This window comes from Paenirhodobacter ferrireducens, assembly GCF_004022265.1.
Taxonomy (GTDB): domain Bacteria; phylum Pseudomonadota; class Alphaproteobacteria; order Rhodobacterales; family Rhodobacteraceae; genus Rhodobacter; species Rhodobacter ferrireducens.
Map to the genome: position 1 here is coordinate 12692 of NZ_SAVB01000019.1, position 26375 is coordinate 39066.

Consider the following 26375-nt stretch of genomic DNA (forward strand, 5'->3'; position numbering starts at 1 on the left):
TTCTGCAGCCACCTCAGACTTCGGCAACAGCGCCGCTACAAACGGCGCAGCCGCATTGAGATCATGTTCGGGCGGTCGAAGGACTGGAGGCGTGTCACCACGCGATACGGCCGTTGCACACAGACCGTCTTATCCGCCATCCTCCTCGCCGCAACCGTCTTGTTCTGACTATGAAATTCAATGAGTATGGTCCCTAGAGGCTAGGCGTCGCAGGGCCGCTGAGAGTTTCTCAATGCTTAACGCAAAAAAATACATTTCCCTTCTCACCGCGACGGTCTCGGCAGTCAGCGGGCTTGCGCTGTTCGGAATCGCCTGGGCGGGTGTTCGGGCCGCCATTTTTCACGTCCTGCACGGCGATCTGTCCAAGGCTCTGATCGTCGGCGCGATGGTGCTTGCGGCCTTTCTGGCCTGTCTGATATTCGTGATGTCGGGGATGTTGCGCCAGTTCGTCGAGCTCAGCGCAAGGCCCCACCTGCGCGGTCCGATCCGTTTCGGCGCCAGTCTCGTGCTGCTTACCCTTCTGCTCGGCTCTGCCGTCGCGCAGAAGAGGCCGGAAGCTCTGCTGTTCGGCTTCCTGCCGCGCGATGCGCTTTTCCCGATGACGCTGATCTTCGCCGTCCTCTTCTGCGTCGTCTTCATCTATCCCGGTCTCGCCTACCCCAAGGGTGTGAAAGCGCCGCCCCGGGTCGTGGTGCCCAGGCCACAGATCGTCAACGGGCCCGCTTACCTGCCTCCGGTCCTGCGCGGCGCGCTCCGGATCGTGTCTTTCGCAACCCTTCTGCTCGGCCTTTTCGCAGCCTATGCGTTCCTGCTTGGCCGTGTCATTCCCGATCCAGAGATCATCGAGGCAAACCGCAAATATCTGCCTTTGAGCGCTCTTCTGGCGTCTCTGCCGCTTTGCCTCCTGATCGCGACACAGCCGATCACAAATGGCCGGACGTTGATCGATCATCTCCGGGCGAAGGGGCCTTTGGTGCTGGTGTTCGTCGTGATCAACGGGCTTATCTGCATCGCCCTTCCCGAGCGCGGCCTGCCGATCCTTGCCAATGCCGTGCTCGACGCGAAACCCGAGACCCGGTCTTATCGGGTGGTCTCCGCAAAGCCGCGGTCGGGCCTCAGGTTCTGCGGCGCGAAGGTGGTGATCGAGCTCGACCCCGCGACCGGGCGCCGCTTCGACCTGTGCCACATGCCGGTCGAGATCGCCAAACGGGCAATGCCCGGCGATGAGCTCTATTTTCACGGCAAATCGGCGGGCTTCGGCCTGACGCCCGAGGGGATCACGTTGCTGTCGGTCCAAGGCGGTGCCGCGCTGGGCGCGGTGCCCAAACCCTAGGCCTGGCCGATTCGACAATGCCGCTATGCCACGCAACGGGCGGCCTGGCTTCGAAAGGACCCACGAACGCCTGGCGGGGCGGAGCCCGCTGGCGAGAAGCGATGTCCACAAACTGCGCATCGCATCATTCCCCATGGAGGGCAGCGAACGGCGGCAGCCGCCGGTTTATGCAAGTGCAACCGCAACCTCACGGGCCGCTCCCCCCCTTGGCGCCGCGGCAAGCGCGTCCCCTCGCCTCTCCCCCCTGAAAAATCATGCATCGCGGATATCTGATCTGGGTCAAATCGCGCCGGCCCGGTTTCGCCTATGGGATGCTGAACAGAGGGCCTTGCCATGAGACTGACGACGCGAACCAACCTGGCCATGCGCACGCTGATGTGCTGTGCGGTCAATCCCGGCCGGATCGTGCGCAAGCACGAGATCGCCACCGCCTGCAACGCCTCGGAAAACCACCTCGCGCAGGTCGTCAACACCCTCGCGCAGCGCGGCTTCATCGAGACGCAGCGCGGCCGGTCGGGCGGGCTGCGGCTGGCACGGCCGATGGCCGAGATCGGCGTCGGCGAGGTGCTGCGCGCCTTCGAGGCCACCCTGCCCTTCGCCGAATGTTTCGACGCCGCCGCGAACACCTGCCCGCTGAGCGAGGCCTGCCTGTTCCGCGTGGCCCTCGGCAAGGCGCTCGAGGCCTTCTATGCCTCGCTCGACAGCTGCACGCTCGCCGATCTCGTGGTCGACAATGCCGCGCTCGAGCGGCTGCTCAGCCTGCCCTCCGAGCGCACGATCTCGCTGTGCGGCCAGCCGCAGGACTCAGGCCCCGACGAGGCCGTGGCCGGGCTGTAACATCCTCGCGAGGCGGCAGCGGAACGCGCAACTTCGCTTGACCGAATGGTCGCTCCAGCCTACCTCCCGCCAACGTCTCGCCGTTTTCAAACTGCCTCATGTCGAGGCATGACGGCGTTCCATGAGGCATGAGATGCAGACCACGCAACAGTCGGGCGCGGCCCAGCCCGCCCCGTCCGCGCAACCCGCCCCGCAGCAACAGGCCCAGTCGACCCCGGCCGTGCAGCAGGGCGCACCGGTGAAGATCACCGACTGGGCGGCGATCTGACCGCCTGACCCGGGCGCGCGCAGGACCGGTGCCCGCGCCCGCCCCTCACGCCAGCCCCTGCCCGAGATGGCTTGTGCCCCGGCGCCCCTTCGGCGAGACTGCGCCATCTTGCGCAGGAGCCCGCCATGCCCCGCCCCCTCACCGACATCGCCGGCATCGGCCCCGCGACCGCGGAGGGCTTCGCGCGCGCCGGCATCCCAGATGCCGAGACGCTGATCGAGATCGGTGCCGACGCCGCCTATTCGGCCTGGCTGGTGGCCGGCAACCCGCCCCATTTCATCGGATATTACGCGCTGGTGATGGCGTTGCAGGGCCGCCCTTGGAACGATTGCCGCGGCGCCGAGAAGGACGCGCTGCGGATCCGCTTCGACGCGATCAAGGCCGCGGCCCGCGCCCCCGCAGCAGGCAGCGCCGGACAGGACAAGGGCCGCCTCCGGCTGGAAGCGGCCCTTGACGAGATTGGCGTGGGGCTGCGGCGCTGAGGCGCCGCGAACCGGATCCGGCTCAGCCGACCAGTTCGAGGCCCGAGAAGAAGTAGGCGATCTCGACCGCGGCGGTTTCCGGCGCGTCCGAGCCGTGCACCGAGTTCTCGCCCATCGACAGCGCGAATTCCTTGCGGATGGTGCCGTCGGCGGCGTTCGCCGGGTTGGTGGCGCCCATCACTTCGCGGTTCTTCGCGATCGCGCCTTCGCCCTCGAGCACCTGCACGACGACCGGCTCCGACGCCATGAATTCGCACAGCTCGCCGTAGAACGGACGGTCCTTGTGCACTTCGTAGAACTTGCCGGCCTGCTCGAGCGACAGACGGATGCGCTTCTGCGCGACGATGCGCAGGCCCGCTTCCTCGAACTTGGCATTGATCTTGCCGGTCAGGTTGCGGCGGGTCGCATCGGGTTTGATGATGCTGAGGGTGCGTTCGATGGCCATGAAAGAAGCCTTTCTGGGAGGGGACCGGGGGCTGTCCGCCCGGTCAGGTTTTGGTCTGGCGCCTGCTAGCATGGGGAATCGGCGAAGAAAACCCCGTCTTTCGGGCAGGTATCACGGCAAAACGCGATATCTGCATGACAGCCATACCATTTCGCGCAAGCCGCCCCCGCGCCCCCGTTGACGCGCGCGCGCCGCTCGGGCATGGCTCGGCCATGCTGAAGATCGACACCATCTCCTATTCCGTCGAGGGCCGCCCGCTGTTCGAGGGCGCCTCTGCCACCATCCCCGACGGCCACAAGGTCGGCCTCGTCGGCGCGAACGGCGCGGGCAAGACCACGCTCTTCCGCCTGATCCGGGGCGAGCTCGCGCTGGAAAGCGGCGAGATCAGCCTGCCGTCGCAGGCCCGCATCGGCGGTGTGGCGCAGGAGGTGCCCTCGTCGGCGACCTCGCTCATCGACACCGTGCTCGCTGCCGATACCGAGCGCGCCGCGCTGATGGAGGAGGCCGCCCACGCCACCGATCCGCACCGCATCGCCGAGATCCAGACCCGGCTGGCCGACATCGACGCCTGGTCGGCCGAAGGCCGCGCCTCGGCGATCCTGAAGGGGCTCGGCTTCGACACCGAGGCGCAGCGTCGCCCCTGCTCGGATTTCTCCGGTGGCTGGCGGATGCGCGTGGCGCTGGCGGGCGTGCTCTTCGCCCAGCCCGACCTGCTGCTGCTCGACGAGCCGACCAACTACCTCGACCTCGAGGGCGCGCTCTGGCTCGAAAGCTATCTGGTGAAATACCCGCATACGGTGATCATCATCAGCCACGACCGGGAACTTCTGAACCGCGCCGTCGGCTCGATCCTGCATCTCGAGAACCGCAAGCTGACGCTGTGGCAGGGCCCCTACGACCAGTTCGCCCGCCAGCGCGCCGCCGCCCGTGCCGCCCTGATGGCCGAGGCGAAGAAGCAGGACGCCCGCCGCGCCCATCTGCAAAGCTTCGTCGACCGCTTCAAGGCGAAGGCCACCAAGGCCGCGCAGGCCCAGGCCCGGGTCAAGATGCTCGAGAAGATGGAGCCGATCACCGCGCCCGAAGAGGCGGCGAAGGTCGCCTTCTCCTTCCCCGCGCCCGAGACGCTGAACCCGCCGATCATCGCGATGGAGGGCGCGGCCGTCGGCTATGACGGCAAGCCGGTGCTGCGCCGGCTCTCTCTGCGCATCGACCAGGACGACCGGATCGCCCTTCTGGGGCGCAATGGCGAGGGGAAATCCACCCTGTCCAAGCTGCTCGCCGGCAAGCTTCAGGCCTCCGAAGGGTCGATCACCCGCTCGTCGAAACTGCGCATCGGCTATTTCGCCCAGCATCAGGTCGACGAGCTCGACCTCGACGCGACGCCGCTCACCCATCTGCAGCGGCTCCACCCCGAGGAACCGCAGACGAAGCTGCGCGCGCGCCTAGCGGGCTTCGGCCTTTTCGCCGATCAGGCCGAGACCATCGTGCGCAAGCTCTCGGGCGGGCAGAAGGCGCGTCTGTCGCTGCTGCTGGCCACGATCGACGCGCCGCATCTGCTGATCCTCGACGAACCGACGAACCACCTCGACATCGAAAGCCGCGAGGCGCTGGTCGAGGCGCTGACCGCCTATTCGGGCGCGGTGGTTCTGGTCAGCCATGACATGCACCTGCTCAGCCTGGCCGCGGACCGGCTGTGGCTGGTGAAGGGCGGCGCCGTCGCCCCCTATGGCGGCGATCTCGAGCAATACCGCGCCGAGCTGCTGGCGGGCGATCCGGCGGACAAGCCCGCGCCGAAGCCGAAGGACAAGCCCGTGCGTCCCTCGCGCGACGCCATCCTTGCCCTGCGCGCGGAGGCGCGCAAATGTGAGGAGCGCGTGAACAAGCTTGCGGAAATGATTGAAAAGCTGGACGAAAAGCTGTCAGACCCAGAGCTTTACGACGCCTCCCGCGCAGCCGAGCGTGACAAGTGGCTGCGCAAGCATGCCGAGGCGCGCGACGCGATGACCCGCGCTGAGGAGCTGTGGATGGAGGCCCTCGAAGCGCTCGAGACCGCCGTCGCGGCCGGCTGAGCCCCTGCCATTCATCTTGCCCCAAAGACCTCGGGGGGCGGCGCAGCCGCGGGGGCAGCGCCCCCTCTGCCGTCGCCATTCCGCGCCGGATTTCTGATTTCTTCACTCAGGTATTGACCCGGGGGCACCTGTTGCCCTAAACCGGCGCCAAACCTGACCAAAGGAGTCACCCATGACCGCGCGCATCCTTCTGGCCCTGACCACGGCGCTCGCCGCCACCCCGGCGCTTGCCGAGGAGGTCAACGTCTATTCCCACCGTCAGCCCGAGCTGGTGCAGCCGCTCTTCGACGCCTTCACCAAGGAAACCGGCATCGACGTCAACGTCGCCTTCGTCGACAAGGGCATGGTCGAGCGGCTGGTGGCCGAGGGCGCGCGCTCGCCCGCCGATCTGGTGATGACCGTCGACATCGCGCGGCTGATGCAGGTGGTCGATGCCGGCGTCACCCAGCCGGTCGAGGATCCGGCGCTCGACGCCGCGATCCCGGCCGAGTTCCGCGACCCGGGCCACCAGTGGTTCGGCCTGACCACCCGCGCCCGCATCGTCTACGCGAGCCGCGACCGGGTGAAGGACGGCGAGGTGACGAGCTATGAGGATCTCGCCGATCCGAAGTGGAAGGGCCGGATCTGCACCCGCCCCTTCACCGCCGATTACAACGTCGCGCTGACCGCGGCCTATCTCGCCCATCATGGCGAAGAGGCGACGCGCAGCTGGCTCGAGGGCGTGAAGGCCAATCTCGCGAAGAAGCCCGAGGGCAACGACCGCAGCCAGGTGAAGTCGATCTGGGCCGGCGAATGCGACATCTCGCTCGGCAATACCTATTACATGGGGCAGATGGTCGCCGACCCGGTCGAGAAGGACTATGCCGCCGCGGTGCGCATCGTCTTCCCGGTGTTCGAGGGCGGCGGCACGCATATGAACATCTCGGGCGTGGCGATGACCAAGGCGGCCCCGAACAAGGCGGCGGCGCTGAAGCTGATGGAATTCCTCGCCTCGGACGAGGCGCAGCGGATCTATGCCGAGACCAACAACGAATTCCCGGTGAAGCCCGGCGTGCCGCGCTCGGCGCTGGTCGAAAGCTGGGGCGAGTTCACCCCGGACGCGCTTGGCCTCGTCGAGGTGGCGAAGCTGCGCCCGACGGCGCTGAAGCTCATCGAAAGCGTGAACTTCGACGGCTAACCGACTGAACTCAAAGGCCCCGCTTCGGCGGGGCCTTTTCCTGTTCCGGGCTCACTCAGCGGCAAGAACCACCGGCTGCGGCGCGGCGCCGACGCGCACGCAGGGCAGCCCGGTGAGCTGGTCGAGATCGGCCGCGAACTGCCGGCGCAGGCGCGCCGCGTCAAGTTCCGAGAAGGCAGCGATCGGCGCGGGCTGCGGCTGACGCAGATGGAAGGCGACCAGGCGCGACAGCTGCCGTGCCGGCAAGGTGATGCCGCTGCGGTGCAGCCGCTGCAGCATCGCAAGCGCGGTGTCGGGCAGCTCGGGTTCGACCGCGACCGGCGCGACAAGCCCCGCCTCGGGCAACAGCGCCGCCAGCGCCTCGGCCGGCGTCGGGTCGACCAGCAGGATGGTTTCGCGCGGTGCAAGCGTCGCGATCAGCTCTGACACCAGATCGAACCAGCCGCGCGGCTCGGCCAGCAGATGCGGGGCAAGCGCGTCGAAGGCCGGCATCTCGCGACGCGCGGCCTGCGCCCGCCAGAGCTTCGGATAGAGGGCATCGAGCGGCAGCATCGGCAGCACCAGCCGGCCGACCGGGCCGCGGATCTTGCGGGCGAAGGCGAAGGCGCGTGCCTCGGCCAGAGGGAAGAAATTCTCCATCCCCGCGGCGGCACGACCGCAGATCGTCTCGTCGACATGCACCCGCCCCGAGGCCACCGGCCCGAGCACCGCCCGGCCGAGCCCGGCCGCGGTGAGCGCGTCCTGCCCCTCGGCCAGGCTGCGCGCCAAGGTGGCCCCAAGAGCCCCGGTGCCCGGCATCGAGAGAAACACATGATGATCGTTCGTCCGCATCTGCCTGCCTGCTCTTTTTCTGGGTCCGGGCCGGAAACCGGCGCCGTATGACTCATCGTTAACCATTGAATGTGGCGAAGATTGGGCCCGGGCGGGGCGGCGGACGATGGACTTCGGCCGCGCCCTGCGACACTCTGCCCGCCGAAGGAGACTGCCATGCCCCGCAAGATCATCATCGACACCGACCCCGGCCAGGACGACGCCGTCGCCATCCTGCTGGCGCTGGCAAGCCCCGAGCTCGAGGTGCTGGGCATCACCTGCGTCGCGGGCAATGTGCCCTTGCCGCTGACCGCGAAGAACGCGCGGGTGGTGTGCGAGCTGGCGGGGCGCGGCGACATCAAGGTCTTTGCGGGCTGCGACCGGCCGTTGGTGCGTCCGCTCGTCACCGCCGAATATGTGCATGGCAAGACCGGGCTCGACGGCATCGCGCTGCCCGAGCCCGCAATGGCGCTGCAGCCGGGCCATGCCGTCGATTTCCTGATCGAGACGCTGCGGCGCGAACCTGCGGGCACGGTCACGCTATGCCCGCTCGGGCCGCTGACGAACATCGCGACGGCGCTGCAAAAGGCGCCCGACATCGCCCCGAAGATCGCCGAGATCGTGCTGATGGGCGGCGCCTATTTCGAGGTGGGCAACACCACCCCCGCCGCCGAGTTCAACATTCACGTCGACCCGCAAGCCGCGGAAATCGTGTTTCATTCCGGTGTGCCCCTGGTGGTTCTGCCGCTCGATGCCACGCATCAGGTGCTGACCAATCGCGCCCGGATCGAGGCGTTTCGCGGGCTTGGCACGCCGGTGGGCCATGCGGTGGCAAGCTGGACCGATTTCTTCGAGCGCTTCGACATGGAGAAATACGGCTCGGAAGGCGCACCGCTGCACGACCCCTGTGTCATCGCCTATCTGCTGGAGCCGGGCCTTTTCGAGGGGCGCCACATCAATGTCGAGATCGAGACCGTGTCCGAGCTGACGATGGGGATGACCGTCGCCGACTGGTGGCGGGTGACCGACCGCGAACCGAACGCCTATTTCGTCGGCCGCGCGAATGCCGAGGGCTTCTATGCCCTGCTCACCGAGAGGCTGGCGCGGCTGTGAGCGCGGCGCCTCCGGCGGGCATCTTTTGCCAGCGAAAGGCGGCCGTCGCCTTCAACTCCGCGCGCGCGGGGCTTGACCCCGGCGGGCGGCGGCGCAGATCAGAGGGATGACGATGACCCTGCCCTTCGACAATTCCTATGCCCGCCTGCCCGAGCGTTTCTTCGCGCGGCTCGACCCGGCGCCGGTGCGCGCGCCGGCGCTGCTGGCGCTGAACCGCGATCTTGCCTTGCGCCTTGGCCTTGCCCCCGAGGCGCTGGCCACGCCCGAGGGCGTCGCGATGCTTGCGGGCAATGCCGTGCCCGCGGGGGCCGCGCCGCTTGCCCAGGCCTATGCCGGGCATCAGTTCGGGGGCTGGGTGCCGACCCTTGGCGATGGCCGCGCGGTGCTTCTGGGCGAGATCGTGGCGCCGGACGGGGCGCGCTTTGATCTGCAACTGAAGGGCGCCGGGCAGACGCCCTTCTCGCGGCGCGGCGACGGGCGGGCCTGGCTCGGCCCGGTGCTGCGCGAATATCTGGTGAGCGAGGCGATGGCGGCGCTTGGCGTGCCGACGACGCGGGCGCTCGCCGCGGTGGCGACCGGCGAGGTCGTGGTGCGCGATGCGATGGGGCGGCCGGGTGCGGTGCTGACCCGCGTAGCGGCGAGCCATATCCGCGTCGGCACCTTCCAGTATTTCGCCGCGCGCGGCGATACCGAGGGCCTCTCGCTGCTCGCCGATCAGGTGATCGCGCGGCATTATCCCGAGGTCCGGGGGCCGCTTGAGTTGCTGCGCGCGGTCGTCGCGGCGCAGGCGCGGCTGATCGCCGCCTGGATGGCGCTCGGCTTCATCCACGGCGTGATGAACACCGACAACATGGCGGTCTCGGGCGAGACGATCGATTATGGCCCCTGCGCCTTCATGGATGCCTATCACCCCTCGACGGTGTTCTCCTCGATCGACCAGTATGGCCGCTATGCCTATGCCAACCAGCCGCAGATCGCGGTGTGGAATCTGGCGCAACTCGCCACCTGCCTGCTGCCGCTGATGGGCGCGCGCGAGGCGGCGATCGAGGCCGCGACCGAGGCGGTGAACGGTTTCGTGCCGCTCTATCAGGCCGAATGGCTGGCGCGCTTCGGCCGCAAGATCGGTCTGGCCGCCGCAACGCCCGAGGATCAGCCGCTGATCGAGTCGCTGCTGGGCCGGATGGCGAGCGAGCGCGCCGATTTCACCCGCAGCTTCCGCGGCCTCGTCACCGGCACCGCGCGCTCCGAATTCGCCGAGCCGCTCGCTTTCGACACCTGGGCGCCCGACTGGCAGGCGCGGCTGGCGCGCGAGGCCGATCCGCAGGCGGTGATGGCGGCGGCGAACCCGGTGCGCATTCCGCGCAATCACCGCATCGAGGAGGCGATCGTGGCGGCGGTCGAGGGCGACCTTTCCCCCTTCACGCGGCTGTCGGCGGCGCTGGCCGATCCCTTCGCCGCGCCCCCGGAATATGCCGATCTCGAAGCCGCGCCGCGGCCCCACGAGATCGTGCACCGGACCTTCTGCGGCACCTGAACGTCACCGATCAACCCATTGCCAGACAAAGATTTCGCATGAGCCTGCGCATCGCCTCCTACAACACGCACAAATGCGTCGGCACCGACGGGCAGCGCGACCCGGAGCGGGTGCTGAGCGTGATCAACGCGCTCTCGGCCGATGTCGTGGCGCTGCAGGAGGTGGACCTTCGGCTGGGCGAGCGGCCCGCGGCGCTGCCCGCGAAGCTCATCGAGGCCGAGACCGATTTCCGCCCCGCCGATCTGCCGCGCACCGGGCCGGAAAGCCTTGGCTGGCACGGCCAGACGGTGCTGGTGCGCCGCGGCACCCGGATCCTCGAGACCGAGGGGATCGCGCTGCCGGGGCTCGAACCGCGCGGCGCGCTGCGCCTGACGCTTGCCCGCAGCGGTGCCGATCCCTTCGTGCTGATCGCCGCGCATCTGGGCCTGCGCCGCACCGACCGGCGCGCGCAATGGGCCCGCATCGCGCGCGAGCTCGGCCGCGACGGGCCCGGCCCCGCACTTGCCATCGGCGATTTCAACGAATGGTCGTCGAAGCGCGGCTTCGAGGCGCTGACCGGCCTCGACATCCATGCGCCGGGCGCCACCTACCCCTCGCGCGCGCCGCTCGGCCGGCTCGACCGGCTGGTGACGACGCCGGGGCTGCGGGTGCTGCGGATGGGGGTGTTCGACAGCCCGCTCGCCCGGCGCGCCTCGGATCACCTGCCGATCTGGGCCGATGTCGAGGGGTTGCAGGTCTGAGTGACGCGGCGCGATTGTGCGCCACACAATCGCGCGCTGGACGGCCGGCGGCGGTTGCGGCACAGGGGCGGCAGGCGGACGGCTCCGCCGAAGTGGGAACTCTCAATGGAAAACCTTCGCGGCAGCCTGCTGATGGTGGGCGCAATGCTCGGCTTCGCGCTCGAGGACATGTTCATGAAACGGCTGACGGCGGAACTGCCGGTCGGCCAGATGATGATCGTGCTCGGCGCGCTTGGCGCCGCGATCTTCGCGGCGGCGGCGCTTGCCCGCGGGGAAAACCCCTTCACCCGCCGCCTGCTGACCGGCCCGGTGATCTGGCGCAGCCTGTCCGAGTTCGTCGCGACGATGTTCTACATCAGCGCCATCGCCTTCACCCCCCTCGCCCAGGCCTCGGCGATCCAGCAGGCGGCGCCGCTCGCAGTCACGCTGGGCGCGGCGCTGTTCCTGAAGGAGACGGTCGGCTGGCGACGCTGGCTGGCGATCGGCACGGGCTTCGCCGGGGTGATGATCGTGATCCAGCCCGGCACCACGGGCTTTTCCGTGCTGTCGCTTCTGTCGGTGATCTCGGTGATCTGGATCTCGGCGCGCGACCTCATCACCCGGCGCATCGGGCGCGGCGTCACCTCGCTGCAACTCGCCACCTGGGGCTTTGCCGCGATCGTGCCGGCGGGGCCGATCATGCTGTGGGTGCTGGGCGATGCCCTCGTGGCGATGAGCGCGCTGCACTGGGCGATGATCGTCGGCGCGACCCTGTTCGGCGCCGCCGCCTATTACATGCTGATCGCCTCGGTGCGGATCGGCGAGATGTCCTTCATCACCCCCTTCCGCTACACCCGGCTGATCTTTGCCGTGGCGATCGGCTGGGTGGTGTTCCGCGAACCGCCGGGCCCGGCCACGCTGATCGGCGGCGCGGTGATCGTGGCCTCGGGGCTTTACACGCTCTGGCGCGAGGCGGCGCGCCGGCGCGCAAACGCCGCTTTCGTCGCTAACATGCCGCGGTGACGCCGAATTCACCCACTCGGCGCTTTTCGGACGCGCCGGCGCGGGCTATAGAGAAGCCGACTTCAGCCACCCAGTGAGGGCACCGACATGAGCACGATCATCGACATCCACGCGCGCGAGATTCTCGACAGCCGCGGCAACCCGACCGTCGAGGTCGACGTGATCCTCGAAGACGGCACGATGGGCCGCGCCGCGGTTCCCTCGGGCGCCTCGACCGGCGCGCACGAGGCGGTCGAACGCCGCGACGGCGACAAGGCGCGCTACATGGGCAAGGGCGTTCTGGAAGCCGTGATGGCGGTGAACGGCGAGATCGCCGAGAACCTCGTCGGCGAGGACGTGACCGAACAGGTCGCCATCGACACCATGATGATCGAGCTCGACGGCACGCCCAACAAGGGCCGGCTCGGCGCGAACGCCATCCTCGGCGTCTCGCTCGCCTGCGCCAAGGCCGCGGCCGATTTCACCATGCAGCCGCTCTACCGCTATGTCGGCGGCACCTCGGCGCGCATCCTGCCGGTGCCGATGATGAACATCATCAACGGCGGCGAGCATGCCGACAACCCGATCGACGTGCAGGAATTCATGATCATGCCGGTCTCGGCCGGCAACATCCGTGACGCGGTGCGGATGGGCTCGGAAGTGTTCCACACGCTGAAGAAGGAGCTTTCGGCAGCGGGTCTGTCGACCGGTCTTGGCGACGAGGGCGGCTTTGCGCCGATGCTCGCCTCGACCCGTGACGCGCTCGATTTCGTGCTGAAGTCGATCGAGAAGGCCGGCTACAAGCCCGGCGAGGACATCTATCTGGCGATGGATTGCGCCTCGACCGAATATTACAAGGGCGGCAAATACGAGATGAAGGGCGAAGGCCTGAGCCTGAGCTCGGCCGAGAACGTCGCCTGGCTTGAAAAGCTGGTGAACGACTACCCGATCATCTCGATCGAGGACGGCTGCGCCGAGGACGACTGGGAGGGCTGGAAGCTGCTCACCGACACGCTCGGCAAGAAGGTGCAGCTGGTCGGCGACGACCTCTTCGTGACCAACCCCGAGCGCCTTGCCCGCGGCATCAAGGCCGGCGTCGCGAACTCGATGCTGGTCAAGGTGAACCAGATCGGCTCGCTCACCGAGACCCTCGCCGCCGTCGACATGGCGCATCGCGCAGGCTACACCAACGTGATGTCGCACCGCTCGGGCGAGACCGAGGACGCGACCATCGCCGACCTCGCCGTCGCCACCAACTGCGGCCAGATCAAGACCGGCTCGCTCGCCCGCTCCGACCGGCTCGCAAAATACAACCAGCTGATCCGTATCGAGGAAATGCTGGGCGAAACCGCCGAATACGCCGGCCGCTCGATCCTGAAGTAAGCGGCCTTCCGCTTTTCCTTGGAAAAATACGCATCCCCGCCGGCGGCATACGCTTCCGGCGGGGTTTTCTTTGACTTTCTCGCCTCCGGCGGGAGTATTTCGACCAGGGAAAGGCAGGAGGACGGCATGGACGAGGCAGAGCGGATCATCGCAGCGCTCGGGCTGGCACCCCATCCCGAGGGGGGCTGGTACCGGCAGACCTGGATCGCCGAGGCGGGGCCGCAGGCGCGCGCCGCGGGTACAGCGATCCTGTTCCTGCTGCGCGCCGGCGAGCGCAGCCACTGGCACCGGGTCGATGCGGCCGAGATCTGGCATTTCCACGCCGGAGCGCCACTGATCCTGTCGATCGCGGCCGAAGACACCGGCCCTGCGCGCGACACCCGCCTTGGCCCCGACGTGCTTGCGGGCGAGGCGCCGCAGCGCATCGTGCCCGCCGGCCACTGGCAGGCGGCGCGCTCGACCGGAGCCTGGACGCTCGTTGGCTGCACCGTCAGCCCGGGCTTTCGCTTCGAGGGCTTCGAGCTTGCCCCGCCCGGCTTCGAGATCGGGCGCTGATCACCAGACCTCGCGGCGGAACCAGCGCGACAGGGTCTCGAGCCAGCTTGCCGGCGGCCAGTCAAGCGCCGAAACCGCGATCACGAGGGCGAGCCCCGCCACGGCCAGGGCCAGCTCGCGCCGGTGGCACAGGCTGCGTGCCGCGGCCGACCACAGCAGATGCGCGATCACCGGCCAATGCAGCACGATGTGCCACAGCCCCGCACCGAGGAAGAGCAGCCCCGTCGTCAGGTGCAACCGCTCCCATCCGGGCCGCGACAAGCCGAGAACGGACCAGTCGAGCGTGCCGGCAATCCGCCCCGAAGGCGCGATGACCAGCACCACACCCGACAGCACCATCGCCAGAAACGCCAGCCCCACCAGAAAGACCGCCGCGGCACGCACGGAGAAACGTGCCGCGGCGCGGGCGGCCGGCGTAGGGCAAGGATCGGAGCCATCCTGCATCGCACATCCTCCCGAATTGGGTGAAAGCAAGTCTGCCACGGATCGGCGCGGCGCGCGATGCGCCAGATCAACGCGGATCGGAGAATTGCCGCGTCGGGGCAACACTCCCGGCGCCGGCACTCAGCTCGGCGCGCTGAGCTGGCCGCCGCCGACCAGCGCCGCGACCCCCGTGGTACTCGGTCCCGAGGTCGGCAGACCGCGCGCCACCCGCACCGCGAGATAGGCGAAGGCCTGCGCCTCGAGCATGTCGCCATCGAGGCCGAGATCCTCGACCGGGGCGACGGGGCAATTCAGCCGCCGGGCCAGCTCGACCATCAGCGCCGCGTTCATCCGGCCGCCGCCGGCGACATAAAGCGCCGCGGGCGGTTCGGGGAAATGCTCGAAGCCGCGGGCGACGGCGGCCGCCGCCGCCGCGGTGAGCGTTGCCGCGGCATCGGCGTCGGAAAGGCCATCCACAGATTTCAGAAGATCTGGAAATTCGTTGCGATCCAGAGACTTCGGCGGGATACGCAGAAAGAACGGATGGGCGAGGAATCGCTCGACCAGATCCATATCGGCGCGGCCCGCAAGCGCGAGCGCACCGCCCTCGTCGCGCGCCCCGCCAAGCCGGGCATGGACAAGATCGTTGATCGGCGCATTCGCCGGGCCGGTGTCGAAGGCAAGAAGCGCCCCCGCCACCTCGGGCCCCGCCGCGCGCGGGTCAAGCCAGGTGACATTGGCCACGCCGCCCAGATTCAGAAACGCGACCGGCGCCGACAGCCCCGCCCATTGCGCCGCGGCGAAATGGAAAAACGGAACGAGCGGCGCGCCCTGCCCGCCGAGTTCGACATCCGTCGAGCGGAAATCCCACACCACCGGCCGGCCCAGCACCTCGGACAGCACCCGCCCCGAGCCCGCCTGATGCGTGCGCCGCACCCCGCCGATCCCCTGCGGGTCATGCGCGAGCGTCTGGCCGTGAAATCCGATCACCCGGGCGTCGACCATGCCCGCCAAGAGCTCGGCATGCGCGGTCTCGACGACCTCGGCCGCGGCCTCCACCCCGGGCTCGCCCGGCCACAGGCCAAGGGCCGCGCGCAGCACCTCCTGCTCGGTCTCGGAATAGGGGCGATACTCGGTGCGGCCGAAATCGAGAATGCGCACACCGTCGGTCAGCACCATCGCCGCATCGACCCCGTCGAGCGAGGTTCCCGACATCGTTCCCGCCGCCCAGACCGGCCCCGGCTTCAACATGGCTTCCCCTTTGGCTGCCTGCCGGATATACGGCAGGACGTGTAGAATAGGGACAAGCACGATGACCTACCATCCCCGATCGGACTTCCTCCGCATCATCATCGAGCGTGGCTTCCTGGCGGATTGCACCGATCTCCAGGAACTCGACGCGGCACTGACGAAGGGGATGGTCACCGCCTATATCGGCTATGACGCCACCGCGGCGTCGCTGCACGTGGGCCATCTGCTCAACATCATGCTGCTGCGCTGGTTCCAGAAGACCGGCAACAAGCCGATCACGCTGATGGGCGGCGGCACCACCAAGGTGGGCGACCCCTCCTTCCGCTCGGAAGAGCGGCCGCTGCTGACGCCCGAGAAGATCGACGAGAACATCGCCGGCATGCAGCGCGTCTTCGCGCGCTACCTCGACTACCGCGACGAGGCGAACGGCGCGATGATGCGCAACAACGCCGAGTGGCTCGACAGCCTGAACTATCTTGATTTCCTGCGCGACATCGGGCGGCACTTCTCGGTGAACCGGATGCTGTCGTTCGAATCGGTGAAGTCGCGGCTCGATCGCGAGCAGTCGCTCAGCTTCCTCGAATTCAACTACATGATCCTGCAGGCCTATGACTTCCTCGAGCTGAACCGCCGCTATGGCTGTCTGCTGCAGATGGGCGGCTCTGACCAGTGGGGCAATATCGTCAACGGCATCGACCTGACGCGCCGGGTGCTCGACCGCGAGATCTTCGGCCTGACGACGCCGCTTCTGACCACCTCGGACGGGCGCAAGATGGGCAAGTCGCAGGGCGGTGCGATCTGGCTGAATGACCAGATGCTCTCGCCTTACGAATTCTGGCAGTTCTGGCGCAACACCACCGACGCGGATGTGGGGCGGTTCCTCAAGCTCTACACCGACCTGCCGGTCGAGGACTGCGAGCGGCTCGGCGCGCTTGGCGGGGCCGAGATCAACGGCGCGAAGATCATCCTCGCGAACGAGGTGACGACGCTGCTCCATGGCGCCGAGGCGGCTGCCGCGGCCGAGGCCACCGCGCGCGAGGTCTTCGAGAAGGGCGGCGTGGGCGAGGATCTGCCGACGCTGGCCCTCAACGCCGCCGAGGTCGCCGACGGCATCAGCCTTGCGCAGCTCGTGCTGCGCACGGGGCTCGCGAAGACCGGCAAGGACGGCAAGCGGCTGATTTCCGAAGGCGGGCTGAAGGTCAACGACGAGACCTGCGTCGATGCGGGGCGGATGTTCCACGCCGCCGATCTCGCCGAGCCGGTGAAGCTGAGCGCGGGCAAGAAGCGCCACGCCCTCGTCACGCTTGCCTGAGGACAGCCCGGGAGCGCCGCCCCGGCCCCCGGCCTATCTCGACCCGGAAAAACCAAGGGCGCCCCGATCGGAGCGCCCTTTCTCTTTCATCTTGCCACAAATACCTCGGGGGTGCGGGGGCAGCGCCCCCGCCCGGCCTCACTCGATCGTCGCCGAGACGATGTAGTCCGGGTCCTCGACGAGGCCGTTCTGCGCCGGATTGCCCTTCTTCAGCCGGTCGATCACCTCCATGCCGGAGACGACATGACCGACGATCGTGTATTGGCCATCCAGATGCGGCGCCGGGGCGAACATCACGAAGAACTGCGAATTCGCCGAATCCGGGTTCGCCGAGCGCGCCATGCCGACCATGCCGCGGGTGAAGGAGCGGTTCGAGAATTCCGCCGGAAGATCCGGGTATTTCGAGCCGCCCATCCCCGCCATCGAGGTGTCCGCGCCGCGCTTGCCGAACTGCACGTCGCCGGTCTGCGCCATGAAGCCGTCGATCACCCGGTGGAAGACCACGTCGTCATAGGCGTGTTCGTTCGCCAGCCTGACGATCCGCTCGACATGCTTCGGCGCGACGTCGGGCAGCAGGTCGATCACCACCTTGCCGCTGACCGAGCCGCCGATCTCGAGCACCAGATTCGGGCCCGGGCCGTCGGGAACGGTGGTGCCGTCCTGAGCGAGCGCCACGGTGGCGCCGAGGCAGAACGCCCCGGCAAGGAAGAGCTTACGCGTCAGCATCGGCGGCGACCTTCACCTTGATCATCCGGTCGGGGTTCGCCGGCGGCTCGCCGCGCATGATCTTGTCGACGAATTCCATCCCCGAGATCACCCGGCCATAGACGGTGTACTGACCGTTCAGGAAGTGGTTGTCGGAGAAGTTGATGAAGAACTGCGAGTTGGCCGAGTTCGGGTTCATCGAGCGCGCGGCGCCGAGCGTGCCGCGATCATGCGGGATGCGCGAGAATTCGGCGGGCAGGTCCGGATACTGCGAGCCACCCGTGCCGGCGCGGCGGGGGTTGTAGTCCTTTTCCATGTTGGCGTTCTCGACATCGCCGGTCTGCGCCATGAAGCCCTCGATGACGCGGTGGAAGGCGACGTTGTCATAGGCGCCGTCGCGGGCAAGCTGCTTCATCCGCTCGGCGTGCTTCGGCGCGATCTCGGGCATCAGCTCGATCACGACATCGCCATCCTTGAGCGTCATGATGATGGTGTTTTCGGGGTCTTTGATCTCGGCCATCGCTGGTCCTCCTCGAATGTTTGGCGCGACCTTACGCAGGAGCCCCGCCCAAGAAAAGAGCAAAGCGCCAGAGGCCGTTGACGGCCCCGTCACGGCGGGGCAAGTTTGCGTGAGCAGCATCGGCGGATGGTCCTTCGCCGGTCGCGCAATGAGGAGAGTGAAATGGCCTGGAAAACCCTCGACGAGATCGACCTTGCGGGCAAGGTCGTGCTGGTGCGCGTCGATATCAACGTGCCGGTCGAGAACGGTGTGGTGACCGATGCGACGCGGATCGAGAAGATCGTGCCCACGGTGAAGGACATCCTCGCCAAGGGCGGCAAGCCGGTGCTTCTGGCCCATTTCGGCCGCCCGAAGGGACAGGTCGTGCCGGAGATGAGCCTGCGCCCGCTTGTGCCGTCACTGGAAAAGGCGCTTGGCGTGCATGTAATCTTCGCCGAGGACTGCATCGGCACGCCGGCGAAGAAGGCCGTGGCCGCGATGCAGCCGGGCGAGGTGGTGCTGCTCGAGAACACCCGCTTCCATGCCGGCGAGGAGAAGAACGACCCCGAACTCAGCGCGGCGATGGCGGCGCTTGGCCAGGTCTATGTGAACGATGCCTTCTCGGCCGCGCACCGTGCGCACAGTTCGACCGAGGGCGTGGCGCATATCCTGCCCTCGGCTGCGGGCCGGCTGATGGAGGCCGAGCTGAAGGCGCTCGAGGCGGCGCTCGGCACCCCGGTGCGGCCGGTGACGGCGGTGGTCGGCGGTGCCAAGGTCTCGACCAAGCTCGACCTGCTCGGCAATCTGGTGAGCAAGGTCGAATATCTGGTGATCGGCGGCGGCATGGCGAACACCTTCCTCGTCGCACAGGGCATCGACGTGGGCAAGTCGCTCGCCGAGCATGATATGGCCGAGACCGCGAAGGCGATTCTCGCCAAGGCCTCCGATGCCGGCTGCCGCGTGGTGTTGCCCGCCGACGTGGTGGTGGCGCGCGAGTTCAAGGCGGGCGCCGAGAACGAGGTGGTGGCGGCCGATGCCTGCCCCGCCGATGCGATGATCCTCGATGCCGGCCCGAAGGCGGTCGAGGAAATCTGCAAGGTCTTCGAGGCCTCGAAGACGCTGATCTGGAACGGCCCGCTCGGCGCCTTCGAGATCGCGCCCTTCGACACCGCGACGAATGCAGCGGCGAAAAAGGCCGCCGAGCTGACCAAGGCCGGCGCGCTGGTGTCGGTCGCGGGTGGCGGCGACACCGTCGCGGCACTGAACAAGGCCGGCGTCGCCGCCGATTTCAGCTATATCTCGACCGCCGGCGGGGCCTTCCTCGAATGGATGGAAGGCAAGGAACTGCCCGGCGTTGCGGCACTGATGAAATGACAGGGGGCGGCCTTCGGGCCGCCCTTCCCCTGTCTGGGCCCCTGTTAGCGTTCTCAGAATTGCGCGAAGGGGGACAAGGGGTTATCCGGGGACCAAGGCCGGGGGACCGGCGCAACCAGCTTGCATGGAGACCATGATGGCGAACGCGAAAATGCTCGAACAGATGAAGAAGGGGCAGGGTTTCATCGCCGCGCTCGACCAGTCGGGCGGCTCGACGCCGAAGGCGCTGAAACTCTATGGCGTGGACGAGGACGCCTATTCGAACGAGACCGAGATGTACGACATGATCCACGCGATGCGCTCGCGGATCATCAAGTCGCCCGCCTTCACCGGCGAGAAGGTGATCGGCGCGATCCTGTTCGAACAGACCATGGACCGCACCATCGACGGTCTGCCGACCGCCACCTTCCTGTGGGAAAAGCGCGGCGTCGTGCCCTTCCTGAAGATCGATAAGGGGCTCGAGGCCGAGGCCAAGGGCTGCCAGATGCTGAAGCCGATCCCGGGGCTCGAGGCGCTGCTCGACCGCGCCGCCGCTGCCGGCATCTTCGGCACCAAGGAACGCTCGGTGATCTCGGCGGCGAATGTCGAGGGCATCCGTGAGGTCGTGGCGCAGCAGTTCGAACTGGGCAAGACCGTCATCGCGCACGGTCTGATGCCGATCATCGAGCCGGAAGTGACGATCTCGATCGCCGACAAGGCCGATGCCGAGGCGATCCTGCTTGAGGCGATCCTCGAACAGCTCGAGGGGCTCGAGGACGGCAAGACGGTGATGCTGAAGCTGAGCCTGCCGACGATCCCGAACTTCTACAAGCCGCTGGTCGATCACCCGAAGGTGCTGAAGGTCGTGGCACTGTCGGGCGGCTATCCGCGCGACGAGGCGAACCGGATCCTCGCGCAGAACGACGGCATGATTGCCTCGTTCAGCCGTGCGCTGACCGAGGGGCTGAGCGCGCAGCAGTCGGATGCGGAATTCGATGCGGCGCTCGGCGCGGCGATCGACAGCATCTACAAGGCCTCGATCGCCTGATCTCTGCCTGCGGCAACACGTCGTGTCGCCCCGCGGCACCGGCCGGGCTCCCTTTTGGGAGCCCGTTTCGTTTTCGCCGCACCCGGCCAGACAGGTCAGAAAAAGCAAGCCTTTCCCCACCTTTCGGGGATTCACAATCGGCAGCGGCTGTGGCATGATTGATGGATCGCCCGACAAGAGGCGGATGCGCCGGGGCACCCCGGGGGACAGAGGCAGCAGCATGTTTCACAAACGCCCCGCCGTCGGGCCTTTCATCTTCTTCTCGATCGCCGTCGTGCTCGGCCTCTATTTCACCTTTGCCGCGGTGCAGGGCTCCTACGGCATCTTCCGCCGGGTGCAGATCGACGCCGAGATCGACCAGATGACCACCGAGCGCGACGCCTTGCGCGCCGAGGCCGAGCGGATGGCCAACCTGACGCATCGGCTGTCGGACGATTATCTCGACCTCGACCTTCTCGACGAACGCGCGCGTGAGGTGCTGGGCACCGTGCGCCGCGACGAGATCGTCATCCGCTGAACCTCCCCCTTTTCCGAGCACTGCCATGCACCCGCCTGCGGGCCGGGCTGACGCATGTGCGATTGCATCCCCATCCGCCTTGCTGTATGAAATGGTTTAACGTTGAACTATTTTCTGCGCAGGGGAGGAAGCCGGATGGCAACTCGCAAGACCCCCGAGACGGCCGCGGTAGACGGCGCCAATGTCTCGAAGGACGATCTTCTGAAATATTACCGCGAAATGCTGCTGATCCGCCGGTTCGAGGAGAAGGCGGGCCAGCTCTATGGCATGGGGCTGATCGGCGGGTTCTGCCATCTCTACATCGGCCAGGAGGCGGTCGTCGTCGGGCTCGAGGCGGCGGCGAAGGAGGGCGACAAGCGCGTCACCTCGTACCGCGACCACGGCCACATGCTGGCCTGCGGCATGGACCCGAAGGGCGTGATGGCCGAGCTGACCGGGCGCGAGGGCGGCTACAGCCGCGGCAAGGGCGGCTCGATGCACATGTTCTCGAAGGAGAAGCACTTCTACGGCGGCCACGGCATCGTCGGCGCGCAGGTGCCGATCGGCGCGGGGCTGGCCTTCTCGGACAAGTACAAGGGCAATGACAACGTCACCTTCGCCTATTTCGGCGACGGCGCGGCGAACCAGGGCCAGGTCTACGAGACCTACAACATGGCCGAGCTGTGGAGCCTGCCGGTGGTCTTCGTGATCGAGAACAACCAATATGCCATGGGCACCTCAGTCAAGCGCTCGACCAAGTCGACGACGCTTTTTGGCCGCGGCGTGGCCTTCGGCATCCCGGGCGAACAGGTCGACGGCATGGACGTGCTGGCGGTGAAGGCGGCGGGCGAGAAGGCGGTGGCGCACTGCCGCGCCGGCAACGGCCCCTACATCCTCGAGATGATGACCTATCGCTATCGCGGCCACTCGATGTCGGACCCGGCGAAATACCGCACCCGCGAAGAGGTGCAGAAGATCCGCGAGGAGCGCGACGCGATCGAGCACGTGCGCGAGTTGCTGATCTCGGGCGGGCATGCGACCGAAGATGACCTGAAGGCGATCGACAAGGAGATCAAGGCGACCGTCAGCGACGCCGCCGAATTCTCCAAGGAAAGCCCCGAGCCCGCGCTGAGCGAGCTCTGGACCGACATCTACGCCTGAGGGAGACTGACAATGGCAACCGACATCCTGATGCCCGCGCTCTCTCCGACGATGGAAGAGGGCACGCTTGCGAAATGGCTGGTCAAGGAGGGTGACACCGTCACCTCCGGCCAGATCCTCGCCGAGATCGAGACCGACAAGGCGACGATGGAATTCGAGGCGGTGGACGAGGGCACGATCGCGAAGATCCTGGTACCCGAGGGCACGGCCGGCGTGAAGGTGAACACCCCGATCGCGGTGCTGGCCGAGGACGGCGAAAGCGCGGCCGACGCGGTGCAAAGCGCCGCCGCCCCGGCAGCCGCCGCCCCTGCCCCGGTCGCGGCCGTGGCCGCTGCGCCCGCCGAGGCGCCCGCGGCGCCGGTCTCGAAGGCCTCGGCCGACTGGCCCGAAGGCACGCCGATGAAGACGATGACGGTGCGCGAGGCGCTGCGCGAGGCGATGGCCGAAGAGATGCGCGCCGACGAGAACGTCTATCTGATGGGCGAGGAAGTCGCGGAATACCAGGGCGCCTACAAGATCAGCCAGGGGCTTCTGGACGAGTTCGGCGAGAAGCGGGTGATCGACACGCCGATCACCGAATACGGCTTCACCGGCATCGCCGTGGGCGCGGCCATGGGCGGGTTGCGCCCGATCGTCGAGTTCATGACCTTCAACTTCGCTATGCAGGCGGTCGACCACATCATCAACTCGGCGGCGAAGACGCTCTACATGTCCGGCGGCCAGATGGGCTGCCCGATCGTGTTCCGCGGCCCGAACGGCGCGGCCGCGCGCGTCGGCGCCCAGCACAGCCAGGACTATGCCGCCTGGTATGCGATGATCCCGGGCCTCAAGGTGGTGATGCCCTACTCGGCGGCCGATGCGAAGGGCCTGCTGAAGACCGCGATCCGCGATCCGAACCCGGTCGTCTTCCTCGAGAACGAGATCATGTATGGCCGCAGCTTCGAGGTGCCCGACCTCGAGGACTTCACCATCCCCTTCGGCAAGGCGCGGATCTGGCGCGAGGGCACGGATGTCACACTCGTCAGCTTCGGCATCGGCATGAGCCACACGCTCGAGGCGGCCGAGAAGCTCGCTGCCGAGGGGATCGCGGCCGAGGTGATCGACCTGCGCACGCTGCGTCCGCTTGATTACGACACGGTGCTGGCTTCGGTGATGAAGACCAACCGCTGCGTCACCGTGGAAGAGGGCTGGCCCGTCGGTGCGATCGGCAACCACCTGTCGGCGGTGATCATGGAGCGCGCCTTCGACTATCTCGACGCGCCGGTGATCAACGTGACCGGCAAGGATGTGCCGATGCCCTATGCGGCGAACCTCGAGAAACTGGCGCTCGCGACGTCGGACGATGTCGTCGCGGCGGCGAAGTCTGTCTGCTACCGCTGATGGCGAGTTGGGGGTACATGTTCGGCGGGCTTTTGCTGGGCGCAGGGGGAGCGTTTTTGCTCACACGCGGGATCGGGGAACTGGACCAGAGCCTTTTGGCGACAGATCTGCACAGCGTCATCAACGGTGCGCAGAGCGAGAGCGATCTGCTGCGCCGGATCGCCTTGCACGAGCTCGCCGGTACCTCCCGGGCCGAAATAGCGGATATGCTCGCCGCATCATCCATCGAGAGCTTCGACAACGGCGATCAGATCGTCGCGTGGCAAGGCCCGGGCCAGATCGTGTTCGACTTTCGCGATGGGCGGCTGAATGAAATCGAAAACTATTGCTGGCGCTACCACCCCGCTTCGGATTGCGCCAAAACGGGAGGATCCTCCAATGGCAACTGAAATCCTGATGCCCGCGCTTTCTCCGACGATGGAGGAAGGCACTCTGGCCAAATGGCTGAAGAAGGAAGGCGACGCGGTCAAGTCGGGCGACATCCTCGCCGAGATCGAGACCGACAAGGCGACGATGGAATTCGAGGCCGTGGATGAAGGCATCCTCGGCAAGATCCTCGTGGCCGAGGGCACGGCCGGCGTGAAGGTGAACACCCCGATCGCCGTGCTGCTGGAAGAGGGCGAAAGCGCCGATGCGCTGCCCGCGGCGAAGGCCGCTCCGGCCGCCGCGCCGGTGGCAGCGGCTCCGGCCGCGGCCCCTGCCCCGGTGGCGGCACCTGCTCCGGCGGCGCCGCTCGCGACCGGCAAGCGCATCTTCGCCTCGCCGCTCGCCCGCCGCATCGCCGCCGACAAGGGCCTTGACCTTGCGACCCTTTCGGGCTCGGGCCCGCACGGACGGATCGTCAAGGCCGATGTCGAGGCCGCAACCGCCGCGCCCAAGGCCCCGGCCCCGGCTGCAGCCCCGGCGGCCCCTGCCCCGGCGGCGCCGGCCGTCTCGGCGGGCGCGGTGGCGAAGCTCTACGAGGGCCGCGCCTATGAGGAGGTCACGCTCGACGGCATGCGCCGCACCATCGCCGCGCGCCTGACCGAGGCGAAGCAGACGATCCCGCATTTCTACCTGCGCCGTGCCGCACGGATCGACGACCTGCTCGCCTTCCGTTCGGAGCTGAACAAGAAGCTCGAGGGCCGGGGCGTGAAGCTGTCGGTCAACGACTTCATCATCAAGGCCTGCGCGCTGGCGCTGCAGGCGGTGCCGGATGCGAATGCCGTCTGGGCGGGCGACCGGATCCTGAAGATGAAGGCCTCGGATGTCGCGGTGGCCGTGGCGATCGAGGGCGGGCTCTTCACCCCGGTGCTGTTCGACGCCGAGGCGACGTCGCTCTCGAAACTGTCGGAGCAGATGAAGGACCTGGCGAAACGCGCCCGCGACCGCAAGCTCGCGCCGCAGGAATACCAGGGCGGCAGCTTCGCGATCTCGAATCTCGGCATGTTCGGGATCGAGAATTTCGACGCGGTGATCAACCCGCCGCATGGTGCGATCCTGGCCGTCGGTGCGGGCGTGCGCAAGCCGGTGGTGACGGACACGGGCGAGATCGAGGTGGCGACGATGATGTCGATGACGCTGTCGGTCGATCACCGGGTGATCGACGGGGCGCTTGGCTCGCAACTCTTGGCGGCGATCGTCGAGAACCTCGAGAACCCGATCGCGATGCTGGCCTGAGCCCCGCACCCAGAAATGACGAAAGGCCCCCCGTTTCCGGGGGGCTTTTTGTTTTGCCTCAAGGCGCACCACGATCCCGGCCGCTAGGGTTGCATTTGGATGCACTCCTTCGGAAAGGAAACGTCATGGACTGGAAAGCGGAAATTGCGACCATCAAGGCCGAGATGGGGGATTACGCGAAGTGCCAGGAAGCCTCGTATCAGGGCTTCGGCGCGCTGCATGGCGCCTCGCTTGCGCCGGGCGCGCTCTCGACCAAGGAAAAGGAGCTGATCGCGCTGGCCATCGGCATCGCCCGGCAATGCAGCTATTGCATCGGGCTGCATGTGCAGGCCTGCATCGCGGCGGGCGCGAACCGGGCCGAGATCGAGGAAACGGTGAACGTCAGCGTGCTGATGGGCGGCGGGCCGTCGCTGATGTACGGGGTCAAGGCGCTCGAGGCCTATGACCAACTGTCTGCCTGAGATCCGAGGGGCCGGGCGTCGCCCGGCCTCGCTCCTGGGCCTCAGCCCTCGCAGTTGCAGTTCTTCAGCTGCTGATCCATCCGCACCGCGGGCTGGTCGCAGCCGGCCTCACCGACGATCTTCGCCGGCACGCCGGCGACGGTCTTGCAGCAGGGCACGTCGTTCAGCACCACCGAGCCCGCAGCGATGCGGCTGTTGTCGCCGATGCGGATGTTGCCCAGCACCTTCGCCCCCGCGCCGATCAGCACGCCGTTGCCGATCTTCGGGTGGCGGTCCTCCTCCTCCTTGCCGGTGCCGCCAAGCGTCACCGAATGGAGCATCGAGACATTGTCACCCACCACAGCGGTCTCGCCGATCACGATCGAATGGGCGTGGTCGATCATCACGCCCTTGCCGATCCGGGCCGCCGGATGGATGTCGACGCCGAACATTTCGGAGGTGCGCATCTGCACGAAATAGGACATGTCGCGCCGCCCCTGCCGCCACAGCCAATGCGAAATCCGATAGGCCTGAAGCGCCTGATAGCCCTTGAAGAACAGGATCGGCTGCAGGAAGCGGTGGCAGGCCGGGTCACGGTCATAGACCGCCACCAGATCGGCGCGCGCCGCACCGCCCAGCCCCGGGTCTGCGCCATAGGCCTCGTCGGCGATCTCGCGCAGGATCTGCTCGCTCATCTCGCCCGAGGCAAGCTTCAGCGAAAAGCGATAGGCAAGCGCCCGTTCCATCGTCGGGTGATGCAGAAGCCCCGCGTGGATCAGCGCGCCCAGAAGCGGCTCGTCGCGCACGGCATCCCGCGCCTCGTCGCAGATCCGGGTCCAGACCGGATCGACCGCCGTCACCTTCGCGCGCATTTCCGCCATGACCAAGCTCCTTCGCTTTCGGGCAAGCCTATCACATAGG

28 protein-coding genes and 1 pseudogene are annotated in these 26375 nt (G+C 67.5%); 22 read left to right on the top strand and 7 right to left on the bottom strand.

Features of this window, described 5'->3' with window-relative positions:
• Window positions 1-27: 27 nt before the first annotated feature.
• The 5 genes and pseudogenes from EOW65_RS13440 to EOW65_RS13455 form a co-directional block, all read left to right on the top strand.
• Window positions 28-168: pseudogene (locus tag EOW65_RS13440) on the top strand (transposase); the annotation flags it as partial.
• A 64-nt stretch (window positions 169-232) separates the two neighbouring features.
• Window positions 233-1333 carry a hypothetical protein gene (locus EOW65_RS13445; RefSeq protein WP_128150252.1) on the top strand — a complete coding sequence of 367 codons (1101 nt, stop codon included), beginning with the start codon at window positions 233-235 and terminating at the stop codon, window positions 1331-1333.
• A gap of 333 nt (window positions 1334-1666) precedes the next feature.
• Window positions 1667-2170 (top strand): RrF2 family transcriptional regulator, encoded by a 504-nt coding sequence (locus EOW65_RS13450; protein ID WP_128150254.1) that lies wholly within the window; start codon window positions 1667-1669, stop codon window positions 2168-2170.
• A gap of 133 nt (window positions 2171-2303) precedes the next feature.
• Entirely contained in the window at window positions 2304-2438 is a 135-nt protein-coding gene (locus tag EOW65_RS20400) for a hypothetical protein (RefSeq protein ID WP_276319603.1), read from the top strand.
• Between the two features lie 125 nt (window positions 2439-2563).
• Window positions 2564-2920 carry a TfoX/Sxy family DNA transformation protein gene (locus EOW65_RS13455; RefSeq protein ID WP_128150256.1) on the top strand — a complete coding sequence of 119 codons (357 nt, stop codon included), beginning with the start codon at window positions 2564-2566 and terminating at the stop codon, window positions 2918-2920.
• 22 nt (window positions 2921-2942) lie between these two features.
• On the opposite strand, the gene ndk is transcribed toward EOW65_RS13455, so the two are convergent.
• Complete coding sequence (gene ndk, locus EOW65_RS13460) at window positions 2943-3365, bottom strand: nucleoside-diphosphate kinase (RefSeq protein ID WP_121534187.1); 423 nt, start codon at window positions 3363-3365, stop codon at window positions 2943-2945.
• Window positions 3366-3577: 212 nt separating this feature from the next.
• Here ndk and EOW65_RS13465 point away from each other — a divergent pair, with 212 nt between their 5' ends.
• A complete protein-coding gene (locus tag EOW65_RS13465; RefSeq protein WP_128150444.1) occupies window positions 3578-5434 on the top strand; it encodes an ABC-F family ATP-binding cassette domain-containing protein in 1857 nt (618 codons plus the stop codon).
• A gap of 172 nt (window positions 5435-5606) precedes the next feature.
• The gene (locus tag EOW65_RS13470; protein ID WP_128150258.1) at window positions 5607-6611 is read left to right on the top strand and encodes a Fe(3+) ABC transporter substrate-binding protein; all 1005 of its coding nucleotides are present in this window, start codon (window positions 5607-5609) and stop codon (window positions 6609-6611) included.
• Window positions 6612-6662: 51 nt separating this feature from the next.
• Here the strand turns inward: EOW65_RS13470 and EOW65_RS13475 are convergent, their stop codons facing one another.
• Window positions 6663-7442, bottom strand: a complete 780-nt coding sequence (locus EOW65_RS13475; protein WP_128150260.1) for a hypothetical protein — start codon at window positions 7440-7442, stop codon at window positions 6663-6665.
• 156 nt (window positions 7443-7598) lie between these two features.
• On the opposite strand from EOW65_RS13475, the gene EOW65_RS13480 reads away from it, so the two are divergent.
• From EOW65_RS13480 to EOW65_RS13505, 6 genes are all read left to right on the top strand, one after another.
• Window positions 7599-8534, top strand: a complete 936-nt coding sequence (locus tag EOW65_RS13480; RefSeq protein ID WP_128150262.1) for a nucleoside hydrolase — start codon at window positions 7599-7601, stop codon at window positions 8532-8534.
• 106 nt (window positions 8535-8640) lie between these two features.
• Window positions 8641-10068: a protein adenylyltransferase SelO gene (locus EOW65_RS13485; protein WP_128150264.1), complete on the top strand. Its 1428-nt coding sequence runs from the start codon at window positions 8641-8643 to the stop codon at window positions 10066-10068.
• Window positions 10069-10106: 38 nt separating this feature from the next.
• Window positions 10107-10808 (top strand): endonuclease/exonuclease/phosphatase family protein, encoded by a 702-nt coding sequence (locus tag EOW65_RS13490; protein ID WP_128150267.1) that lies wholly within the window; start codon window positions 10107-10109, stop codon window positions 10806-10808.
• A gap of 105 nt (window positions 10809-10913) precedes the next feature.
• Window positions 10914-11810, top strand: coding sequence for a DMT family transporter (locus EOW65_RS13495; RefSeq protein ID WP_128150269.1), 897 nt, complete (start codon window positions 10914-10916; stop codon window positions 11808-11810).
• Window positions 11811-11897: 87 nt separating this feature from the next.
• On the top strand, window positions 11898-13172 hold the full coding sequence (gene eno, locus EOW65_RS13500; RefSeq protein ID WP_128150271.1) for a phosphopyruvate hydratase: 1275 nt from the start codon (window positions 11898-11900) through the stop codon (window positions 13170-13172).
• Window positions 13173-13298: 126 nt separating this feature from the next.
• Window positions 13299-13727, top strand: a complete 429-nt coding sequence (locus EOW65_RS13505) for a cupin domain-containing protein (protein WP_128150273.1) — start codon at window positions 13299-13301, stop codon at window positions 13725-13727.
• Here the strand turns inward: EOW65_RS13505 and EOW65_RS13510 are convergent, their stop codons facing one another.
• Window positions 13728-14171 (bottom strand): DUF4405 domain-containing protein, encoded by a 444-nt coding sequence (locus EOW65_RS13510; RefSeq protein WP_128150275.1) that lies wholly within the window; start codon window positions 14169-14171, stop codon window positions 13728-13730.
• Window positions 14172-14291: 120 nt separating this feature from the next.
• Window positions 14292-15401 carry an anhydro-N-acetylmuramic acid kinase gene (locus EOW65_RS13515; protein ID WP_128150277.1) on the bottom strand — a complete coding sequence of 370 codons (1110 nt, stop codon included), beginning with the start codon at window positions 15399-15401 and terminating at the stop codon, window positions 14292-14294.
• Window positions 15402-15462: 61 nt separating this feature from the next.
• Between EOW65_RS13515 and tyrS the strand changes: the two genes are divergently transcribed.
• Entirely contained in the window at window positions 15463-16713 is a 1251-nt protein-coding gene (gene tyrS / locus EOW65_RS13520; RefSeq protein WP_128150279.1) for a tyrosine--tRNA ligase, read from the top strand.
• A gap of 138 nt (window positions 16714-16851) precedes the next feature.
• Here the strand turns inward: tyrS and EOW65_RS13525 are convergent, their stop codons facing one another.
• The gene (locus EOW65_RS13525; RefSeq protein ID WP_128150281.1) at window positions 16852-17439 is read right to left on the bottom strand and encodes a peptidylprolyl isomerase; all 588 of its coding nucleotides are present in this window, start codon (window positions 17437-17439) and stop codon (window positions 16852-16854) included.
• Window positions 17426-17938, bottom strand: coding sequence for a peptidylprolyl isomerase (locus EOW65_RS13530; RefSeq protein WP_121534173.1), 513 nt, complete (start codon window positions 17936-17938; stop codon window positions 17426-17428). Before EOW65_RS13530 ends, EOW65_RS13525 begins: the two co-directional genes overlap by 14 nt.
• A 162-nt stretch (window positions 17939-18100) precedes the next feature.
• Between EOW65_RS13530 and EOW65_RS13535 the strand changes: the two genes are divergently transcribed.
• From EOW65_RS13535 to EOW65_RS13570, 8 genes are all read left to right on the top strand, one after another.
• On the top strand, window positions 18101-19291 hold the full coding sequence (locus EOW65_RS13535; RefSeq protein WP_128150283.1) for a phosphoglycerate kinase: 1191 nt from the start codon (window positions 18101-18103) through the stop codon (window positions 19289-19291).
• 136 nt (window positions 19292-19427) lie between these two features.
• Window positions 19428-20318 carry a fructose bisphosphate aldolase gene (locus tag EOW65_RS13540; protein ID WP_128150284.1) on the top strand — a complete coding sequence of 297 codons (891 nt, stop codon included), beginning with the start codon at window positions 19428-19430 and terminating at the stop codon, window positions 20316-20318.
• A 220-nt stretch (window positions 20319-20538) separates the two neighbouring features.
• A complete protein-coding gene (locus EOW65_RS13545; protein ID WP_128150286.1) occupies window positions 20539-20835 on the top strand; it encodes an FtsB family cell division protein in 297 nt (98 codons plus the stop codon).
• 135 nt (window positions 20836-20970) lie between these two features.
• Window positions 20971-21975: a pyruvate dehydrogenase (acetyl-transferring) E1 component subunit alpha gene (gene pdhA / locus EOW65_RS13550; protein WP_128150288.1), complete on the top strand. Its 1005-nt coding sequence runs from the start codon at window positions 20971-20973 to the stop codon at window positions 21973-21975.
• Between the two features lie 12 nt (window positions 21976-21987).
• Window positions 21988-23355: a pyruvate dehydrogenase complex E1 component subunit beta gene (locus EOW65_RS13555; protein ID WP_128150290.1), complete on the top strand. Its 1368-nt coding sequence runs from the start codon at window positions 21988-21990 to the stop codon at window positions 23353-23355.
• 17 nt (window positions 23356-23372) lie between these two features.
• Entirely contained in the window at window positions 23373-23744 is a 372-nt protein-coding gene (locus EOW65_RS13560) for a hypothetical protein (RefSeq protein ID WP_128150292.1), read from the top strand.
• Entirely contained in the window at window positions 23734-25014 is a 1281-nt protein-coding gene (locus tag EOW65_RS13565; RefSeq protein WP_128150294.1) for a pyruvate dehydrogenase complex dihydrolipoamide acetyltransferase, read from the top strand. Before EOW65_RS13560 ends, EOW65_RS13565 begins: the two co-directional genes overlap by 11 nt.
• Window positions 25015-25139: 125 nt before the next feature.
• A complete protein-coding gene (locus tag EOW65_RS13570) occupies window positions 25140-25475 on the top strand; it encodes a carboxymuconolactone decarboxylase family protein (RefSeq protein WP_128150295.1) in 336 nt (111 codons plus the stop codon).
• A 41-nt stretch (window positions 25476-25516) separates the two neighbouring features.
• On the opposite strand, the gene cysE is transcribed toward EOW65_RS13570, so the two are convergent.
• Window positions 25517-26335, bottom strand: coding sequence for a serine O-acetyltransferase (cysE, locus tag EOW65_RS13575; protein ID WP_128150297.1), 819 nt, complete (start codon window positions 26333-26335; stop codon window positions 25517-25519).
• Window positions 26336-26375: the final 40 nt, after the last annotated feature.

Coding starts and splice junctions, on each gene's coding strand:
- EOW65_RS13445 (WP_128150252.1), top strand. CDS start 233: ATGCTTAACGCAAAAAAATACATTTCCCTTCTCACCGCGACGGTCTCG.
- EOW65_RS13450 (WP_128150254.1), top strand. CDS start 1,667: ATGAGACTGACGACGCGAACCAACCTGGCCATGCGCACGCTGATGTGC.
- EOW65_RS20400 (WP_276319603.1), top strand. CDS start 2,304: ATGCAGACCACGCAACAGTCGGGCGCGGCCCAGCCCGCCCCGTCCGCG.
- EOW65_RS13455 (WP_128150256.1), top strand. CDS start 2,564: ATGCCCCGCCCCCTCACCGACATCGCCGGCATCGGCCCCGCGACCGCG.
- ndk (WP_121534187.1), bottom strand. CDS start 3,365: ATGGCCATCGAACGCACCCTCAGCATCATCAAACCCGATGCGACCCGC.
- EOW65_RS13465 (WP_128150444.1), top strand. CDS start 3,578: ATGCTGAAGATCGACACCATCTCCTATTCCGTCGAGGGCCGCCCGCTG.
- EOW65_RS13470 (WP_128150258.1), top strand. CDS start 5,607: ATGACCGCGCGCATCCTTCTGGCCCTGACCACGGCGCTCGCCGCCACC.
- EOW65_RS13475 (WP_128150260.1), bottom strand. CDS start 7,442: ATGCGGACGAACGATCATCATGTGTTTCTCTCGATGCCGGGCACCGGG.
- EOW65_RS13480 (WP_128150262.1), top strand. CDS start 7,599: ATGCCCCGCAAGATCATCATCGACACCGACCCCGGCCAGGACGACGCC.
- EOW65_RS13485 (WP_128150264.1), top strand. CDS start 8,641: ATGACGATGACCCTGCCCTTCGACAATTCCTATGCCCGCCTGCCCGAG.
- EOW65_RS13490 (WP_128150267.1), top strand. CDS start 10,107: ATGAGCCTGCGCATCGCCTCCTACAACACGCACAAATGCGTCGGCACC.
- EOW65_RS13495 (WP_128150269.1), top strand. CDS start 10,914: ATGGAAAACCTTCGCGGCAGCCTGCTGATGGTGGGCGCAATGCTCGGC.
- eno (WP_128150271.1), top strand. CDS start 11,898: ATGAGCACGATCATCGACATCCACGCGCGCGAGATTCTCGACAGCCGC.
- EOW65_RS13505 (WP_128150273.1), top strand. CDS start 13,299: ATGGACGAGGCAGAGCGGATCATCGCAGCGCTCGGGCTGGCACCCCAT.
- EOW65_RS13510 (WP_128150275.1), bottom strand. CDS start 14,171: ATGCAGGATGGCTCCGATCCTTGCCCTACGCCGGCCGCCCGCGCCGCG.
- EOW65_RS13515 (WP_128150277.1), bottom strand. CDS start 15,401: ATGTTGAAGCCGGGGCCGGTCTGGGCGGCGGGAACGATGTCGGGAACC.
- tyrS (WP_128150279.1), top strand. CDS start 15,463: ATGACCTACCATCCCCGATCGGACTTCCTCCGCATCATCATCGAGCGT.
- EOW65_RS13525 (WP_128150281.1), bottom strand. CDS start 17,439: ATGCTGACGCGTAAGCTCTTCCTTGCCGGGGCGTTCTGCCTCGGCGCC.
- EOW65_RS13530 (WP_121534173.1), bottom strand. CDS start 17,938: ATGGCCGAGATCAAAGACCCCGAAAACACCATCATCATGACGCTCAAG.
- EOW65_RS13535 (WP_128150283.1), top strand. CDS start 18,101: ATGGCCTGGAAAACCCTCGACGAGATCGACCTTGCGGGCAAGGTCGTG.
- EOW65_RS13540 (WP_128150284.1), top strand. CDS start 19,428: ATGGCGAACGCGAAAATGCTCGAACAGATGAAGAAGGGGCAGGGTTTC.
- EOW65_RS13545 (WP_128150286.1), top strand. CDS start 20,539: ATGTTTCACAAACGCCCCGCCGTCGGGCCTTTCATCTTCTTCTCGATC.
- pdhA (WP_128150288.1), top strand. CDS start 20,971: ATGGCAACTCGCAAGACCCCCGAGACGGCCGCGGTAGACGGCGCCAAT.
- EOW65_RS13555 (WP_128150290.1), top strand. CDS start 21,988: ATGGCAACCGACATCCTGATGCCCGCGCTCTCTCCGACGATGGAAGAG.
- EOW65_RS13560 (WP_128150292.1), top strand. CDS start 23,373: ATGTTCGGCGGGCTTTTGCTGGGCGCAGGGGGAGCGTTTTTGCTCACA.
- EOW65_RS13565 (WP_128150294.1), top strand. CDS start 23,734: ATGGCAACTGAAATCCTGATGCCCGCGCTTTCTCCGACGATGGAGGAA.
- EOW65_RS13570 (WP_128150295.1), top strand. CDS start 25,140: ATGGACTGGAAAGCGGAAATTGCGACCATCAAGGCCGAGATGGGGGAT.
- cysE (WP_128150297.1), bottom strand. CDS start 26,335: ATGGCGGAAATGCGCGCGAAGGTGACGGCGGTCGATCCGGTCTGGACC.